The organism is Nitrosospira multiformis, from assembly GCF_900110185.1.
Classification (GTDB): domain Bacteria; phylum Pseudomonadota; class Gammaproteobacteria; order Burkholderiales; family Nitrosomonadaceae; genus Nitrosospira; species Nitrosospira multiformis_A.
In genome coordinates this window covers 278923-295138 of the sequence record NZ_FOCT01000003.1, presented here as the reverse complement: position 1 = coordinate 295138, position 16216 = coordinate 278923, and the positions used below count along the sequence as shown (strand labels likewise).

At 54.6% G+C, this 16216-nt stretch carries 14 protein-coding genes; 8 read left to right on the top strand and 6 right to left on the bottom strand.

Annotated elements, in window-relative coordinates; translation table 11 throughout:
* Positions 1–18 precede the first annotated feature (18 nt).
* Together cmk and aroA are read right to left on the bottom strand one after the other, a co-directional pair.
* On the bottom strand, positions 19–708 hold the full coding sequence (gene cmk / locus BMY01_RS05460; protein WP_074745037.1) for a (d)CMP kinase: 690 nt from the start codon (positions 706–708) through the stop codon (positions 19–21).
* Entirely contained in the window at positions 705–2069 is a 1365-nt protein-coding gene (gene aroA / locus BMY01_RS05455) for a 3-phosphoshikimate 1-carboxyvinyltransferase (RefSeq protein ID WP_074745035.1), read from the bottom strand. The genes cmk and aroA overlap by 4 nt, the downstream gene beginning before the upstream one ends.
* Before the next feature lie 175 nt (positions 2070–2244).
* On the opposite strand from aroA, the gene cysK reads away from it, so the two are divergent.
* The 7 genes from cysK (at position 2245) to BMY01_RS05410 (ending at position 10434) form a co-directional block, all read left to right on the top strand.
* On the top strand, positions 2245–3198 hold the full coding sequence (cysK, locus tag BMY01_RS05450) for a cysteine synthase A (protein ID WP_074745033.1): 954 nt from the start codon (positions 2245–2247) through the stop codon (positions 3196–3198).
* A gap of 52 nt (positions 3199–3250) precedes the next feature.
* Positions 3251–4168 carry a serine O-acetyltransferase EpsC gene (gene epsC, locus BMY01_RS05445; protein WP_439331395.1) on the top strand — a complete coding sequence of 306 codons (918 nt, stop codon included), beginning with the start codon at positions 3251–3253 and terminating at the stop codon, positions 4166–4168.
* A gap of 434 nt (positions 4169–4602) precedes the next feature.
* On the top strand, positions 4603–5325 hold the full coding sequence (locus BMY01_RS05435; protein WP_254772618.1) for a tetratricopeptide repeat protein: 723 nt from the start codon (positions 4603–4605) through the stop codon (positions 5323–5325).
* Between the two features lie 171 nt (positions 5326–5496).
* Positions 5497–6909: a dihydrolipoyl dehydrogenase gene (locus BMY01_RS05430; RefSeq protein ID WP_074745156.1), complete on the top strand. Its 1413-nt coding sequence runs from the start codon at positions 5497–5499 to the stop codon at positions 6907–6909.
* A gap of 162 nt (positions 6910–7071) precedes the next feature.
* The gene (locus BMY01_RS05420) at positions 7072–7554 is read left to right on the top strand and encodes a hypothetical protein (protein WP_074745023.1); all 483 of its coding nucleotides are present in this window, start codon (positions 7072–7074) and stop codon (positions 7552–7554) included.
* 2 nt (positions 7555–7556) lie between these two features.
* Positions 7557–7946 (top strand): SirB2 family protein, encoded by a 390-nt coding sequence (locus BMY01_RS05415; RefSeq protein ID WP_074745021.1) that lies wholly within the window; start codon positions 7557–7559, stop codon positions 7944–7946.
* Positions 7947–8100: 154 nt separating this feature from the next.
* Entirely contained in the window at positions 8101–10434 is a 2334-nt protein-coding gene (locus BMY01_RS05410) for a penicillin-binding protein 1A (protein WP_074745019.1), read from the top strand.
* 67 nt (positions 10435–10501) lie between these two features.
* Here BMY01_RS05410 and hemB read toward each other — a convergent pair whose 3' ends face one another.
* The 4 genes from hemB to BMY01_RS05390 all read right to left on the bottom strand — a co-directional run bounded on the left by hemB (position 10502) and on the right by BMY01_RS05390 (position 14184).
* Positions 10502–11506: a porphobilinogen synthase gene (hemB, locus tag BMY01_RS05405; protein ID WP_074745017.1), complete on the bottom strand. Its 1005-nt coding sequence runs from the start codon at positions 11504–11506 to the stop codon at positions 10502–10504.
* Positions 11507–11664: 158 nt separating this feature from the next.
* Positions 11665–12372: a ribosome biogenesis GTP-binding protein YihA/YsxC gene (yihA, locus tag BMY01_RS05400; RefSeq protein ID WP_074745015.1), complete on the bottom strand. Its 708-nt coding sequence runs from the start codon at positions 12370–12372 to the stop codon at positions 11665–11667.
* 33 nt (positions 12373–12405) lie between these two features.
* Positions 12406–13194 carry a type III pantothenate kinase gene (locus BMY01_RS05395; protein ID WP_074745013.1) on the bottom strand — a complete coding sequence of 263 codons (789 nt, stop codon included), beginning with the start codon at positions 13192–13194 and terminating at the stop codon, positions 12406–12408.
* The gene (locus BMY01_RS05390; RefSeq protein ID WP_074745011.1) at positions 13195–14184 is read right to left on the bottom strand and encodes a biotin--[acetyl-CoA-carboxylase] ligase; all 990 of its coding nucleotides are present in this window, start codon (positions 14182–14184) and stop codon (positions 13195–13197) included.
* A gap of 235 nt (positions 14185–14419) precedes the next feature.
* On the opposite strand from BMY01_RS05390, the gene BMY01_RS05385 reads away from it, so the two are divergent.
* On the top strand, positions 14420–16117 hold the full coding sequence (locus tag BMY01_RS05385) for a glutamine--tRNA ligase/YqeY domain fusion protein (protein WP_074745009.1): 1698 nt from the start codon (positions 14420–14422) through the stop codon (positions 16115–16117).
* The last annotated feature ends 99 nt before the right edge of the window (positions 16118–16216 follow it).

Genomic DNA, 16216 nt, shown 5'->3' with positions numbered 1-16216 from the left:
CCTCTCTACACAACATACTCAAATCGGTCCTTTTGCAGAAATTTCAGCGTACAAACTCAATACGCGACCTACCGCCTGGTTGATGTCGAGTGAAGTGGTATCCAGCAAATGTGTATCTGCGCCCAGTTGCAATGGCGCAATGCTGCGATTGCTATCCCGCGCATCACGCTCCCGTATGTCCTGCAAAAGGGTGGCAATATTAGCATCCATCCCTTTTTCCATCAACTGCTTATAACGCCGCTGAGCACGTGTTTCAGCAGTCGCTGTGAGAAATACTTTGAGGATGGCAGCGGGAAACACAACCGATCCCATGTCGCGACCATCGGCTACCAGACCCGGAATCTGGCAGAATGCGCGCTGCCGTTCCAGCAGCGCCGTGCGAACGAGAGGATAAGCGGCTACTCTGGAAGCCGCATTGCCGCATTCTTCCGAACGTATTGCATCCGTGACGTTTTCATTGTCCAGGCGAATCTCCGCATCTGCAAAAACGACATTCAGATGTGCAGCGACTTCACTCAGCGCATGCTCATCCCCCAGCTCGATTCCCGATCGCATTGCCGCCAGCGCCGCCAGACGGTACAGCGCGCCGCTGTCCAGATAGTGAAAGCCGAGTTTTGCGGCGACCCGCTGCGCTACGGTGCCCTTGCCGGAAGCAGAAGGACCATCAATCGCGATGACGGGAATATCCTGAATAGTCTTATCGTTCATAAAATATCAAAAGAATCGCCCCGGGCAGCGAATTCACCCTGCGCTGGATCGGCATGGGCGATGGCCGCAAATTTTTCGAAATAATCAGGAAACGTCTTTGAGACACACCGAGGATCATTAATTCGAACGGGCGCGCCAAAAGACACGAGAGAAAAGCACATTGCCATGCGATGATCGTCATAGGTATCAATAACCGCATTCGCCACCAGTTCGCCGCCAGGCGGGGTAATTTGCAAAAAATCGTGCCCTTCCTCCACTTCTGCGCCGAGTTTGCGCAATTCCTGCGCCATGGCTGCAATACGATCGGTTTCCTTTACCCGCCAGCTCGCGATATTCCTGAGAACGGTGCTTCCCCTCGCGAACAAGGCTGTCACTGCAAGCGTCATCGCTGCATCCGGAATATGGTTGCAATCCAGATCGATTGCTCGCAAGCCACCAGGTCCGGGAGCGCTTGCTTCGATCCAGTTATCGCCAAAGCTGATATCCGCTCCCATCTGCTGGAGCGCCTCGGCAAAGCGAATGTCTCCCTGGACACTGGCACGCCCTATGCCTTCGACGCGTACGGGCCCTCTCCCGATTGCGCCGGCCGCAAGAAAATAGGAGGCGGAGGACGCATCGCCCTCGACGAATACCTGACCCGGACTCCGATAGCGCTGGTCTGCGGGTACAGTAAAGCGTCGCCACTCCTCCCGCTCCACCTGCACCCCAAAACGCGCCATCAAGGCGATGGTAAGATCGATGTAGGGTCGCGAAATCAGTTCCCCTGCCACGGTGATGGCCGGTAATTCATCCATTTCTGTTCGCAGGAAAGGCAGCACCATCAACAGGGCAGTGAGGAATTGGCTCGATACGTCGCCCCTTACCGTTATTTCCCCAGGATGGATCCGCCCGGGTTTGATCTGGAGCGGCGGGAAACCTTCCTTCCCAAGATAGGTAATATCCGCGCCTACTTGACGCAGAGCATCGACCAGATCGCCAATGGGGCGTTCATGCATTCGCGGCACGCCGGACAGGTGGTAGTACCCTTGAGCAAGCGCCAGCACGGCCGTCAATGGACGGAAAACGGTCCCTGCGTTCCCTAAAAACAGATCTGCTTCCTTTATAGGGAAACGAAGAGGAAACTGGCCCCCCACTCCCTGCAAGCGATAATGGTCTTTACCAATCTGAAGGATGGATACACCCAGAGTGGAGAGGGCATCGAGCATACGGGCAGTATCATCGGAAGCCAGTAGGTCGCAGATATCGGTTACCCCCTCCGACAACGCGGCAAGTAACAAAATTCGATTGGAAATACTCTTTGAGCCAGGCAAGCGAACGATACCCTGAGCACGCCCGACTACCGGCAAGTCAATAAATTTCACACACTGCCTTAGGGATTGTCTTCATCGATAAACAGCCAGTTCGACGATAAAACCGGCTATTATAATTGACCTCCAATTCCGAATAAATAATAAGCACAATTGCCTCCCGGGAAGCAGATCGCGCTCGAATCCCCGATATTTCCGGGCGATTCGCATATGGAAGGATGCATCGAAAATGCCGCACTGGTTCAAAGATAATTCCCAGACCACCGGCGTTACGCCGCTGGTCCGGCTTAATCGCATCACGGACGGCGCTCCGGCAATGGTACTGGCCAAGATCGAAGGGCGTAATCCCGCTTATTCTGTAAAATGCCGTATCGGCGCGGCAATGATCGAAGATGCGGAACATCGCGGGCTGCTTTGTGCCGGAATAGAACTGGTGGAACCTACCAGCGGCAATACCGGTATCGCCCTCGCCTCTGTTGCCGCCGCGCGCGGCCTACCCTTGACATTGACCATGCCCGAAACCATGGGGCTGGAACGCCGCAAGCTGCTTCTCGCCTACGGGGCAAAACTGGTTCTGACCGAGGGCGCACGGGGCATGAAAGGTGCGGTAGCGAAGGCAGAGGAAATCGTTGCTTCCAATCCAGGCCGATACCTCCTGCTTCAGCAATTCTCCAACCCGGCCAACCCTGCTATTCACGAGCGCACCACGGGGCCGGAGATCTGGAACGATACCGACGGGGCAGTCGATATTTTTGTTGCCGGCGTGGGTACGGGAGGCACCATTACCGGTGTTTCGCGATATATAAAGGGGACGAAGAAAAAGTCCATCATCTCGGTCGCCGTTGAGCCCGCTGCCAGCCCGGTGATCACGCAACATCGGGCTGGCGAACCCCTGAAACCCGGACCTCACCGAATTCCGGGAATTGGCGCAGGGTTTATTCCTGCCAATCTGGACCTCTCCCTCGTGGATGATGTACAGCAGATCAGCAATGAAGATGCAATTCACTATGCACGTCGTCTTGCACGCGAAGAAGGCATTATCTCGGGGATTTCATGCGGAGCAGCGGTTGCAGCCGCGTTAAATTATGCGAGGCGAACGGAGAATGCCGGAAAAACTGTTGTTGTCGTTCTGCCGGATTCAGGAGAACGCTATTTGAGCTCCAACCTTTTTGAGGACATGTAGAAGGCTCAGGAATAGCCGGACCCGATAATAATAAATGGAGGAGTATTTTTCATTGAAACGAACAGCGCTGAAAATTGGCGATGTGGTATCCGAATTGCGCGCACTGCGCCTCAAATCCCTGGAAAACCGGCAGAGACGCGACAGGCCACCCAAGCTTCCTTCCCGCAAGGTGCTGGTCGGCATTGCGGATGGACTGAGAGCCGTACTGTTTCCTAACCGTCTGGGAATGCCCGATCTCACCAATGAAAGTGTCGATTATTATGTGGGCCACACGCTCGATGTAACGCTGCGGGAATTGATGGTGCAGGTGCGCCGTGAGTTGCGCTTTGCTAGCGATGCGGACGCGACAGGCAATTCTGAAAGGGAGCGGGCAGCGGGAATTACGCAAGCCTTTGCCCAAAGGCTGCCGCGTATACGCAGTTTGCTTGAAAGTGACATTCAGGCAGCCTATGAAGGAGACCCGGCTGCCCGAAGCGTGGATGAGGTTCTGGTATGCTATCCCGGAATTACCGCCATTACCTATTACAGGCTGGCGCATGAGCTGCACCGGCTGGGTGCGCCATTGATCGCCAGAATGATTTCTGAAATTGCTCATTCTTCCACCGGCATTGAAATCCATCCCGGTGCGCAAATCGGCGGATTCTTCTTCATAGACCATGGTACAGGTGTGGTCATCGGCGAGACCGCCGTCATCGGGGAACATGTGCGCCTGTACCAAGCTGTCACCCTTGGCGCCAAGCGCTTTCCCGTGGATGAGCATGGGGCGTTGGTAAAAGGCAATTTGCGTCATCCCATCGTCGAGGATGATGTCGTCATCTACGCTGGCGCGACGATCCTGGGACGCATTACCATTGGCCGAGGCTCAACCATTGGCGGGAATGTATGGCTCACCCGCAGCGTGCCTCCTGGCAGCGTCATTTCCCAGGCGCAGACACGCAACGAAGTGTTTGATGGCGGCGCCGGCATCTAGTCCCGCCTGCGGGCTACGCAAATCTGCTCCCAAAACACCTCGTCATTATCCCGGGAGGCGTGAAATATCCGGGCCCAGGCTTCGTTGCGGAAAGCTGTCGGAAAGCTGTCGAATTGCAAATGCCGAAGCACTTCGGTCCTGCCCAGCTTTCCTATCCCGGAAAAACAACTCCGCGGAGTCAGTTCCGCCATAACACGGTTTCGGTGGTTGACGCTCGCACAGGCAATATTTAGACTTGTGGAAAAAAAACAGATACAAACATCGCAATGAGTTCCTCAAGCAGGACAGTCACCCTACCCGATATCATGTGCCCAAAATGCATCAAGTGCGGGAGCGAAAGAACGCACCATTCTCGCGTGCGTCCTGGCGAGCGAACATTGGGTATGCTGTTCCTTCGACCTATACGTTGCCGGCAATGCAAGGAGCGCTTCTGGGTGAAAAATCCGAATGCCTTTCTTGCATTGGGGGGAGTGCTGTTCATCGGCGCATTGCTGATTACAACGGTCTGGCTGATCATAGAGCACAACATGGCCGATCCCTATGCGGGACCCGCCGCGAAAATTGGAACAGAAGACCCTGCTGATCCTGTTGCCCCCCAGTCCAGCAAACCGCAGAACGGCCAGGAAGCGCTTCCCGGTCCGGCACCGAGGACGCGCGGAACTCATGACGTCACCCAGTCGTCCGGGAGCATCCCTCCTTCCACTCCCGCGCGAAATCCCCTGGAGGATCATCGTTTTACCGTTCGACTCTATCAGGAGACAGCGATTAACGGAGATGTGGATTCACAGTATAAGCTCGGGCTGCTGTATCTGACGGGGAACGGCGCACTCCAGGACTTTGCCGAAGCTGCAAAATGGCTCCAATTGGCCGCAGAGCAAGGCTACGGACCCGCGCAATATGAGCTGGGCCTCATCTATCGGAATGGATACGGCCTCCCCACGGACCATGTGCAAAGCTACGTATGGTTGAATCTTGCGGCCGCCGCCGGCGTCCAGCAGGCCATGGCAGCCAGGGATGAAGTCATGCGCGCGCTAAGCAGCAAGCAACTGGCGCAGGCACAGAAGATTTCCCGCGAGTGGCTGGCGGGACGAACCGGACCGGAAAGCGGAAAAGAAGCTGACCGAGTTGAATCAGCACCTTATCGGCGTAAACCATAACTGCCAAACAACGCGCCGCTGAATAACACGTCCTTCCCTTCACCAGAACAACTGACTGCCAGGGGAGCTATCCTGCGATAAATGATTCTCGCAGTTCAATTGGCAGATCAAGGTGGAAGCACCTCATTTCATATAAATTCGTGCAACATTTCTGATGAAGAGGAAATCCTCGTGAGTGAAACCTTCGACGTTATTATCATCGGCGCCGGCACCGCAGGATTGGCCGCTCTCAGGGAAGTAAAGAAGCGAACTGACAATTTCGCCGTTATCAACGATGGTCCCTGGGGGACAGTCTGCGCGCGTGTCGGTTGCATGCCCTCCAAGGCACTGATAGAGGCCGCAAAGGCATTCCATCGCCGCACCTCCTTTGAGGAATTCGGAATCCAGGGGGCGGAGTGCCTCACGCCGGATATTGCAACTGTCCTGCGACGTGTGCGCCGGCTGCGGGATGACTTTGTGGCCAGCACGCTGAAGGCGACGGAAGTGCTGGGAGAACGAGCTATTTCCGGTCGTGCGCGCCTCCTTGAAGCAGGAAGGCTTGAGGTAAACGGGCGGGAATTGCGTGCTCGAAACATTATCATTGCCATTGGCTCCCGACCGGTTGTACCTTCTCCCTGGGTTGCACTCGACAGGCAGATCCTGACGACTGATACATTATTCGAACAAAAAACCCTTCCCGATCGGGTAGCAATCATAGGCCTGGGAGCAGTGGGCGTGGAAATGGCTCAAGCACTCGGCCGGCTGGGAATCGAGGTAACGGCATTCAGTGAAAGCGATACCATCGCCGGTCTGAGCGATCCGAAAGTGAATGCGGTTGCGGCAGAGATTCTTGCAGACGAGTTCAGGGTACATCTGGGCAAGCAGGCAGATCTCCGGGTAGCTGGTGGGGGTATGCGGGTGTCTGCCGGGACGGAGGAAACCGCGGTCGATGCTGTTCTTGCCAGTCTGGGTCGCAGGCCTAATATCGAGAATCTGGGGCTGGAGACGCTAGGCATCCAGTTGAATGAAAGAGGGCTGCCTCCTGTTGATCCCCATACCATGCAGATAGCAGACCTGCCGGTTTTCATGGCAGGTGATGCGAACGGCATGAGACCTCTGTTGCACGAGGCAGCGGACGAGGGCCACATTGCAGGAATCAATGCCACCCATCCCGCCCCCATTCGCTTTGAGCGTCGCACGCCGCTTGCGATTGTGTTTACCGATCCCGGCATAGCCACCGTCGGTAAAAAACATGTCTCTCTCCCCCGCGGAACATTGACCGGAGAGGTTCGTTTCGAACGCCAGAGCCGGGCTCGCATGGCGCAACGTAACGACGGCCTTCTGCGCATTTACGCCGAGCCGGTCAGCGGCAAGTTGCTTGGAGCTGAAATGTGCAGTCCCGATGCGGAGCATATGGCACACCTGCTGGCACTGGCGATCGACCGCTCACTCACCGTGCATGACATGCTGCGCATGCCCTTTTATCATCCCGTCCTGGAAGAAGGTCTGCGGACTGCATTACGCGAGCTCTCGAAACAACTTCCCCGCTGTCGCGAATCCGATCTTGCAGGCTGTGAGGCGTTCGGTGCACAGGCGCTGGATTGATGCAACACAGACGTTACGCCGCAGATTTGGATACTTCATCAGCATATGGCCGGACTCCGGCATGAAGTTCGAGGATACCAAAAGCGCACAAATGCAGTCAGTGCCAGAACTTAATATTTACAAAGGAAGTCTTAGCTCGGGAATAGCGGAAGGGAAAGCCTGATGAATGAATTCGCATTTGCCAGAGTGCTGCATGTGCTGGGAGTTGTGCTGTGGATCGGGGGTGTCGCCATGGTGACAGTCGTCCTGTTTCCCATTATGGCGAAAATGAAATCCGCAACCGAGCGGACGGAATTTTTCAGCCACATCGAAAACCGCTTTGCTCCCCAGGCGCGCTGGACAACACTGATCGTGGGTCTGAGCGGCTTCTACATGGCGCATGTTCTCGACGCCTGGAACCGTTTTACTGAACCCCGCTTCTGGTGGATGCATGCCATGGTTGCGGTGTGGCTGATCTTCACCTTGATGCTGTTTATAGTGGAACCCCTGGTATTCCGAAGGCAGAAGGCAAAAATGTCTCAACGCGATCCCGCAAGGACTTTCGCGCTGGCGCAGCGGATGCATAGGATATTGCTGAGTTTAAGTCTCGTTACCATTGCCGGGGCAGTGGCCGGCAGCCACGGCTGGATGATGCAGGGAGGATAGACATGAGTTATGCAGCAATAAAAATGATTCATGTCGGCAGCGTTATAATAAGCTATCTTTTGTTTTCATTGCGCAGCATCTGGATGATCCAAGGATCTGCCGACTTGAAACGGCGCTGGGTAAAAATTACGCCGCATGTGGTGGATACCGTACTGCTTGCGAGTGCTGTTGCGCTGGCTATCCGTATTCAACAGGATCCGGTACATAACTCCTGGCTCAGCGCCAAGGTCGTCGGATTGCTGCTGTATATCGGCCTGGGCATGACAGCGCTAAGATTTGGAAAAACGCGCAAAGCAAAAATATTCGCATGTGTCGCAGCCCAATTCGTATTTATTTATATCGTACTGGTTGCCCTGACAAAAAATCCCGCAGTTTTTTCCCCCATCTCGTAAGAAACTGGATCGCGGACCTTGCATTTTCCGGAAAATCTTTCAAAATGCCCTGCCAATGCTCCCGGAGCGATTGCTGTGTCTTACATAAAACGTAGTATTATTTTTATAGAACGTCCATGCTTGTCTTAATCTTCCTCTGCAAGAACCTACTCACATGCTAGTGCGTTGGCGTTGGTGGGCTTACCCTTTGGCCGCGCTTTTTGCATTGGGTGTCATCGGGGCTCTGGTTTTCGGTTTCGCAGCATTGGTGACCATCCGTGCCTTACCCTCGCTCGAGTCTTTGACAGACTATCGGCCCAAGGTACCGTTACGCGTGTATAGCGCAGAGGGCATCCTGATCGGCGAGTTTGGAGAAGAACGACGCCAGGTTGTCAAAATCGATTCCGTTCCGCTCCGACTGAAACAGGCAATTCTAGCCGCCGAAGATGACCGGTTTTATCAGCATGGCGGGGTAGACTACACTGGCATATTGCGTGCTGCTTATTCCAATTTCACCTCCGGCGGTCTGCGCCAGGGTGCCAGCACTATCACGATGCAGGTGGCACGAAATTTTTTCCTGACAAAGGAAAAAACACTGAACCGTAAATTCAGCGAAGCCTTGCTTGCATTCAAGATCGAACACAGTTTAAGCAAGGACCAGATTCTCGAACTCTACTTCAATCAGATTTATCTCGGTCAGCGTTCGTACGGTTTTGCCGCTGCCGCCCAAGTTTACTTCGGTAAAAGCCTGAACAGGATCAATCTGGCGGAAGCCGCAATGCTCGCAGGACTCCCCAAAGCGCCTTCGCGCTTCAATCCGGTCGTCAATCCGCAACGCGCGAGGGCGCGGCAAGTATATGTGCTTCGGCGCATGCGTGACCTGGGCTATATCTCGAACGAGGAGTTCGAACAAGCCGAAAAACAACCGATGCAGATCATCAGGCGGGAATCACAGGAATACGCTCTGCGGGCGGATTACGTCGCGGAAATGGCGCGCCAGGCCATGTATCAGCGCTACCACGAGGATGCATACACGAGAGGTTACAAGGTCTACACCACTATCCGTTTTCTCGACCAGGAAGCCGCCTATAATGCGGTACGCCAAGGCGTGCTGGACTATGACGACCGGCATGGTTATCGCGGTCCGGAAGCGGTCATAAAGCTGTCGGCGGGGGACTTGAAGCGGGAAGAAATACTCGAGGAAGCCTTGCAGGAAGTGACTGACAGCGATGGCATTCTTGCCGCGGTCGCCCTGGAGGCAAACCCGAAGCGGGTCAAGGCATACCGCAAAGGCGGCGAGATCATCGAAATCAAGGGTGACGGGCTCAAATTCGCGCAGAAATATCTGACTGCCAAACCTGCCGCCAACCAGCAGGTCATTCGACCGGGCTCCCTGATCCGTGTCCATAAAAACGATAAGGGCGCCTGGGAGATTACGCAACTGCCGCAGGTGGAGGCCTCGCTGGTCGCCCTTAATCCCCACGACGGGGCGATCCGCGCCATGGTGGGAGGCTTTGATTTCAACCGCAGCCAGTTCAACCACGTTACCCAGGCATGGCGCCAACCTGGCTCCAGCTTCAAGCCATTCATTTATTCCGCTTCTCTGGAAAAAGGCTTCACACCGGCGACTGTCATCAATGATGCTCCGCTTTCGTTTACGGCCGAAGAGACCGGGAGCGATCAATGGGATCCCCGAAACTTCGGGGACAGCTATGATGGCCCGGTGCGAATGCGTGAAGCGCTGGCGAGATCAAAGAATCTGGTATCCATTCGCATTCTGCAGGCAATCGACGTGCAGTACGCGCAGGATTACGTGACACGCTTCGGTTTTGATCCCAAGCAGCACCCCGCCTACCTCGCGATGGCGCTTGGCGCCGGTTCAGTCACCCCGATGCAAATGGCGGTAGGTTACGCTGTATTTGCCAATGGTGGATTTCTGATATCCCCCTATCTCATACAACGCGTAGAGGATGTCAACGGCAATATCGTGGAGCAATCGAACCCCCCGCTGGCGGGTGAAAACGCCAAGCAGATTATCGATCCACGCAATGCCTTTCTCATGTCCAGCATGATGCGGGATGTGGTGCAGCGCGGCACCGCAACCAGAGCGAAACAGTTGGGCCGTAACGACCTGGCTGGTAAAACCGGCACTACCAGTAATTATGTTGACGCCTGGTTCTGCGGATATCAGCCCGATCTGGTGGCCATTGCCTGGATCGGTTTCGATAATCCGAAATCGTTGGGAGACAATGAAACCGGCGGTCGGGCGGCACTCCCCATCTGGATGAATTATATGGACAAGGCGTTGAAAGGTGTACCGGTCGCCTCCTATTCCCCTCCAAGGGGGATCACAACCGCCAGGATTAATCCGGAAACCGGCCTGAGAGGCAACGGCGCGACGCTGGAGGAATACTTCATGGAAGAGCAACTTCCTCCTGAAGAAGAGGATCCGATAGATATCACGATCAGATCGGTGGAGGACATCATAAACGACTTTCTGTCGAACTAGAAAGGGCGCGATTCTCGCTTCCTGCCTGTTCGCCCTGTTTCAGTCCTCCTCCAGTCCTTATTTCGGCTCAGCGCTGTCTCAGCCACTCAGCGACGTCGGTGGCGTAGTACGTCAGAATGCCATCGGCGCCTGCGCGCTTGCAGGCAAGCAGGGCTTCAAGCACACAGGCCCTTTCATCCAGCCAGCCGTTTTGCCCGGCCGCTTTCAGCATCGCATACTCGCCGCTCACCTGATAAACGAAGGTGGGCGCTCCGAAGCGCTCCTTGACCCGCCGGACAATGTCGAGATAAGGCAGTCCCGGCTTGATCATGACCATATCGGCACCCTCCTCCAGATCCAGCGCCACTTCCCATAATGCTTCATCCGAGTTGGCGGGATCCATCTGGTAAGTGTATTTGTTTCCGGTACCCAGATTGGCCGACGATCCCACCGCATCGCGAAACGGCCCATAAAAACTGGAAGCATATTTTGCGGAATAAGCAAGGATACGGGTATGGATGAGGCCCTGGTTCTCCAATGCAGCGCGAATTGCGCCTATACGGCCATCCATCATATCCGACGGTGCAACCACGTCAGCGCCTGCTTGTGCATGCACCAAGGCCTGCTGGGTCAAAACGTTTACCGTTTCCTCGTTCATCACATAACCGCTGTTATCGATCAATCCATCCTGCCCATGGCTCGTGTAAGGATCGAGAGCAATGTCGGTAATAATACCCAGTTCGGGAAAACGTGCTTTCAACGCACTTACTACCCGCGGTACCAGACCCGAGGGGTTGAGCGCTTCGGAAGCGGTTTCATTTTTCAGGCCCGCGTCGATGACCGGAAAAATAGCCAGCGCCGGAATTCCCAGTTCGAGGCATTTTTCGGCACGGGATAGCAGAACGTCCAGGCTTTGCCGTACAACGCCGGGCATGGACGGAACTTTTTCCTCACGTTTTTCGCCATCCAGCACGAATACCGGATAAATCAGGTCATCCGCATGTAACTGATTCTCGCGCATCAGGCGGCGGGAAAATTCATCGCGGCGCATGCGCCGCATTCTTTTTTGGGGGAATTGACTAATGGCTGGCATGATGATTCTGCAAAAAAAGAAAAATCTGATAAAAAATAAAAAATCCGGGAACTTGTGGCTGGATTTTATATCTTACTGACAGACGTTGTTTATTTGTCTCCCGCTTTTCCTCCCTGAGCGGGTACCTTAATCCCTATTAAGGTAGTTTGCCCCCGGTTTTATTCCCCTTTAACCGGGGGTTTTTTATTTCTGGCGTTCGGTGGGTCCGACGCATTTTCCTTGTTGCTCCCCGACGCACCCGCTTCCCTGATCATACCGCTATCCGAGTCGATTCCTGACCCGAACCATGCATCAAGCAAGGCAGCCGCCTCCTCAACACCTTCTCTGTTTGTGCTGGAAAACAATTGTACGCTGCATTGTGGATAAGATTCACGTAAAAAACCCAGCACGGTTTTGAGAACTTTCTGCCCCTGCTGTCGGGTGAGTTTGTCCGATTTGGTAAGCAGCACATGCACCGCTTTCTTCGTTGGCGCAAACCAGGCAAGCATTTGCCGATCCAGCGGGGTTAAAGGATGCCGTGCATCCATGATAAGAACCATGCCGTGAAGCGATTGCCTTGTCTGAAGGTAGGTGCCAAGCAGGCGCTCCCAATGCTGACGAACTTCCGCCGGCACTTTTGCGTAGCCGTAGCCAGGCAGATCCACCAGAAATCTGTCGTTCCCCAACCGGAAAAAATTCAGATGCTGGGTGCGTCCCGGTGTTTTACTGACGAAAGCGAGGCGGTTACGGTTTGCCAGGGTGTTGATCGCACTGGACTTGCCCGCGTTCGAGCGGCCGGCAAAAGCTATCTCGACCCCAACCGGCGGGGGCAGGTCGCGCAGCTCGTTGACGGTAGTGTAAAAGGTTGCGTTCTGAAAAACGGACATATCCAGTCTACGTCCGCAGGACGCAAAAGCAGATCAATTTCCGATGGAATCTTCCGGGGAAGCCACGACCCCTCCCGAAGCTGTTTCTGAAGTCTCCCGGGCAATGGCCAGCAAACCTTGCAAAACGAGATTATCCATCACTTTCACATTCACGTTAAGCTGGGGCTGCAACTGCTGCGCTGCACCGCCGCTAAGAATGCACTCGGGCATGCGACCGAGGGTACCGGCAAGCAACGCCGCCATACGTTCGATTGCCCCCGCCATCGCGTGCACCGCGCCGCTATAGAGCGCATCTGCGGTACTGTCAGGATAATCGCAAAATTTTCCGTCCCCCGACTCCAGTGATCCAAGGTCCTCCACCAGTATCTTCTGCATCAGATCGATCCCGGGGGTTATGATTCCTCCGAGAAATTCACCTGTGTCGGAAAGCGCATCCACCGTCATGGCGGTTCCCGCATCGACTACCAGGCACCCCTGTCGCTCTAGCACCCACGCTGCCACGAGCGCCGCCCAGCGGTCGCTGCCAAGCTGGGCAGGGTTGGAGTAATAGTTGCGGACACCGCATTGATAGGGAACGGCAGTAACCCATTGCGGCTCTGCTTTCCACCGCGCCAATAGCTCTGACAGACTGGCCTTGATCCCGGCATTGGCGACATTGGATATCACTACACGGGAAGGTTCACGTAAATTCCTCCATTCCCGCTCGAGCTGCACTGTGTCGCCCTGCGCTGCGACCCCTTGCATGAGCCAGTTGCGACCATCGTGCAGTCCCCATTTCACGCGCGTGTTGCCGGAATCCACCGCCAGCAGAAGGGGGTTCATTTATGCTGTCCTGCGCAGCGATATCTCGCCGCCGCTGAAACTGCGAAGACCCAGTGACGTTTGCAGCAACAATGACCCGTTATCCGATACCCCGTGCACCCGTCCCTCCTGGCCCGACCCATCAGGTAGCTTGAGGGTGACGGCTTTGCCTTCACATACATGACGATCCACCCATTCCTCCTTGAATGGCGTAAAACCCGATTGCTCAAATTCTCTCAATACTCGAGCAATATTCAGCAACAATTCAGCCAGCAATTTATTGCGATCCGGTATTTCTCCACTGATGGAAAAAATATCCGTTGCCCCCTGGTCTATCCGCGCCTGGACGCTGTCTGACAATTTCAGGTTCATGCCTACACCGATTACAGCGACGGTGGGACCGAGCATATCGCCATGCAGTTCTATCAATATACCTGCCAGTTTACAGAAATTGAACATGACATCGTTTGGCCATTTGAGTACAGCCCCTCGTATCCCCGAAGATTCGAGCGCGCGTACTATTGCAACGCCTATGGCGAGACTCAAACCCGAAAGAAAGCTTGCACTTTGCTGAAACCGCCATAGCACGGAAAACGCGAGACCGACTCCCAGGCCAGAGTGCCATTGCCGTCCTCGCCGTCCACGCCCCTTCGTTTGCAGCTCGGCCGCTATCACATGAATGAGCCTGTCACCCAGACTCAACCGGTTGTCCGCCTCATGCAGTAAAAGGCTGTTTGTGGAATCGATCGTATCGAGTATTTCCAGATTGAACTTGTCCGCCTGATGACCGAGGTGTTCAAGAATGGCACTTCGTTCCAGCCATTGCACCTGGTCGAGCAGGCGATAGCCGCGCCCCTTGATTTTATGAATGGTCAATCCAGTTTCATCCGCGTCGCGGAGGGCGTTTGATACACTGGCGCGGGAAACTCCCAGAGCTTCGGCGATAGCCGGACCTGAATGAAATTCGTTATCGCTCAGCAGCCGGAGAATGGAAAAGGTGAGTGGATTCATGTAATCAGTGTAGTGTAAATAAATGGGACTTTGCTACGTGCATTCTCGCTCACAGCAAAAGAAATGCAGGAAGAAAGTCAGGAGGGGTACCTGGTCGAATTTGGCTCGATACGTTATTCAACTATAATGAGCGGCCGGGCAAGTACAAACGAACAGGAGAGAGCAGAACCGGCGTTCCGTTTGCCCATGAATTCCCGGAAAAGACGAGCAGGAATTCCCTTTCGAGAGGTCCAGTTTGAACGAAAAAGCTACCCCTGGCGATGTAACACCGTCCGCGTCTAATTTCATACGCAATATCATCGAAGAAGACAATCGCACCGGCAAGTGGAACGGACGGGTTGAAACGCGCTTTCCGCCCGAACCCAACGGCTACCTGCACATCGGTCACGCCAAAAGCATTTGCCTCAATTTCGGTCTGGCGCGGGACTATAACGGAATATGTCATCTGCGCTTCGATGACACCAACCCCGAAAAAGAAGAGCAGGAGTATGTCGATTCAATAATGGATGCAGTAAGATGGCTCGGCTTTGAATGGGGCGAGCACCTGCACTATGCATCGGACTATTTTGACAAGCTCTACGAGTTTGGCGAACATCTCATCAAGCAGGGTAAAGCATACGTGGACAGCCTTACTGCCGAGGAAATCCGCGCGCTGCGAGGCACGCTTACCGAAGCGGGTGAAAACAGCCCCTACCGCGACCGCTCCATCGAGGAAAATCTTGACCTGTTTCGCCGCATGAAGGCGGGTGAGTTTCCTGATGGTGCTCATGTTCTGCGCGCCAAAATCGATATGACTTCCTCCAATATCAATCTGCGCGATCCCGTGATTTACCGGATTCGCCATGTCCGCCATCACCGGACGGGTGACAAATGGTGTATTTATCCGATGTATGACTACACCCACTGTATATCCGACGCGCTGGAAAGGATCACGCACTCGCTGTGCACGCTGGAATTCGAGGATCACCGTCCCCTCTATGACTGGGTACTGGATCAATTGGCAGATGTTGTTCCATGTCATCCGCAACAGATCGAATTTGCGCGTTTGAATCTTACCTATACGGTCATGAGCAAGCGCAAGCTGATCGAGCTGGTTAGCGGGAGTTTTGTGGATGGATGGGATGACCCGCGGATGAATACGCTTGCCGGAGTGAGACGACGCGGTTATACACCGGAATCCATCCGTCTGTTTGCGGAACGCATCGGCGTCAGCAAGGCCGATTCATGGATAGACATGGGCATCCTGGAAGAATGCCTGCGCGAAGACATGAATGAGCGTACCCAGCGGCGCCTGGCTATCCTCGACCCGCTCAAGGTCGTTATCGATAACTATCCGGAGAATGCCGAGGAAGAGTGCCTTGCCCCCAATCATCCGCAAAAACCGGAATGGGGAAGCCGTATCGTACACCTGACGAAAAAGATCTACATCGAACGCAGTGACTTCATGGAGAATCCTCCCAAGGGGTATTTCCGCCTGTCACCTGGAGGCGAAGTAAGGTTGCGGTACGCCTACATCGTAAAATGCGTGGATGTTGTGAAAGGGGTCAATGGCGAAATCTTGGAAATCCATTGCACCTATGATCCGGACAGCAAGAGCGGCACCCCCGGAGCCGATAAACGCAAGGTCAAGGGCAATATTCACTGGCTTTCAGCCGCCCATGCGCAACAAGCGGAAGTACGGCTTTATGATCGCTTGTTCAGTCAGGCTCACCCTGACACAGGCGGTCGGGACTATAAAGCATTTCTGAATCCGGATTCAAAGAAGGTCCTTGCAGCCTATGTCGAGCCCGTACTCATGACAGCACAACCGGAAGAACGTTTTCAATTTGAGCGTCATGGCTATTTTGTCGCGGATCTGAAGGAAACAGAACCGGGAAGACCGGTATTCAACCGCGCGGTCACCTTGCGCGACTCGTGGGGAAAACCGGGTTGATTCCTGACAAATATGCTGGCTCCGCTGCGAGCAGATAGTGCCAATTTGTACGGCTTTGCTCCCGCCACCGGTTGAATGGGCTGCTTGTATCGAGATACC

Coding starts and splice junctions, on each gene's coding strand:
- BMY01_RS05390 (WP_074745011.1), bottom strand. CDS start 14,184: ATGAATCCACTCACCTTTTCCATTCTCCGGCTGCTGAGCGATAACGAA.
- BMY01_RS05410 (WP_074745019.1), top strand. CDS start 8,101: ATGCTAGTGCGTTGGCGTTGGTGGGCTTACCCTTTGGCCGCGCTTTTT.
- BMY01_RS05420 (WP_074745023.1), top strand. CDS start 7,072: ATGAATGAATTCGCATTTGCCAGAGTGCTGCATGTGCTGGGAGTTGTG.
- BMY01_RS05415 (WP_074745021.1), top strand. CDS start 7,557: ATGAGTTATGCAGCAATAAAAATGATTCATGTCGGCAGCGTTATAATA.
- yihA (WP_074745015.1), bottom strand. CDS start 12,372: ATGTCCGTTTTTCAGAACGCAACCTTTTACACTACCGTCAACGAGCTG.
- hemB (WP_074745017.1), bottom strand. CDS start 11,506: ATGCCAGCCATTAGTCAATTCCCCCAAAAAAGAATGCGGCGCATGCGC.
- cysK (WP_074745033.1), top strand. CDS start 2,245: ATGCCGCACTGGTTCAAAGATAATTCCCAGACCACCGGCGTTACGCCG.
- cmk (WP_074745037.1), bottom strand. CDS start 708: ATGAACGATAAGACTATTCAGGATATTCCCGTCATCGCGATTGATGGT.
- BMY01_RS05395 (WP_074745013.1), bottom strand. CDS start 13,194: ATGAACCCCCTTCTGCTGGCGGTGGATTCCGGCAACACGCGCGTGAAA.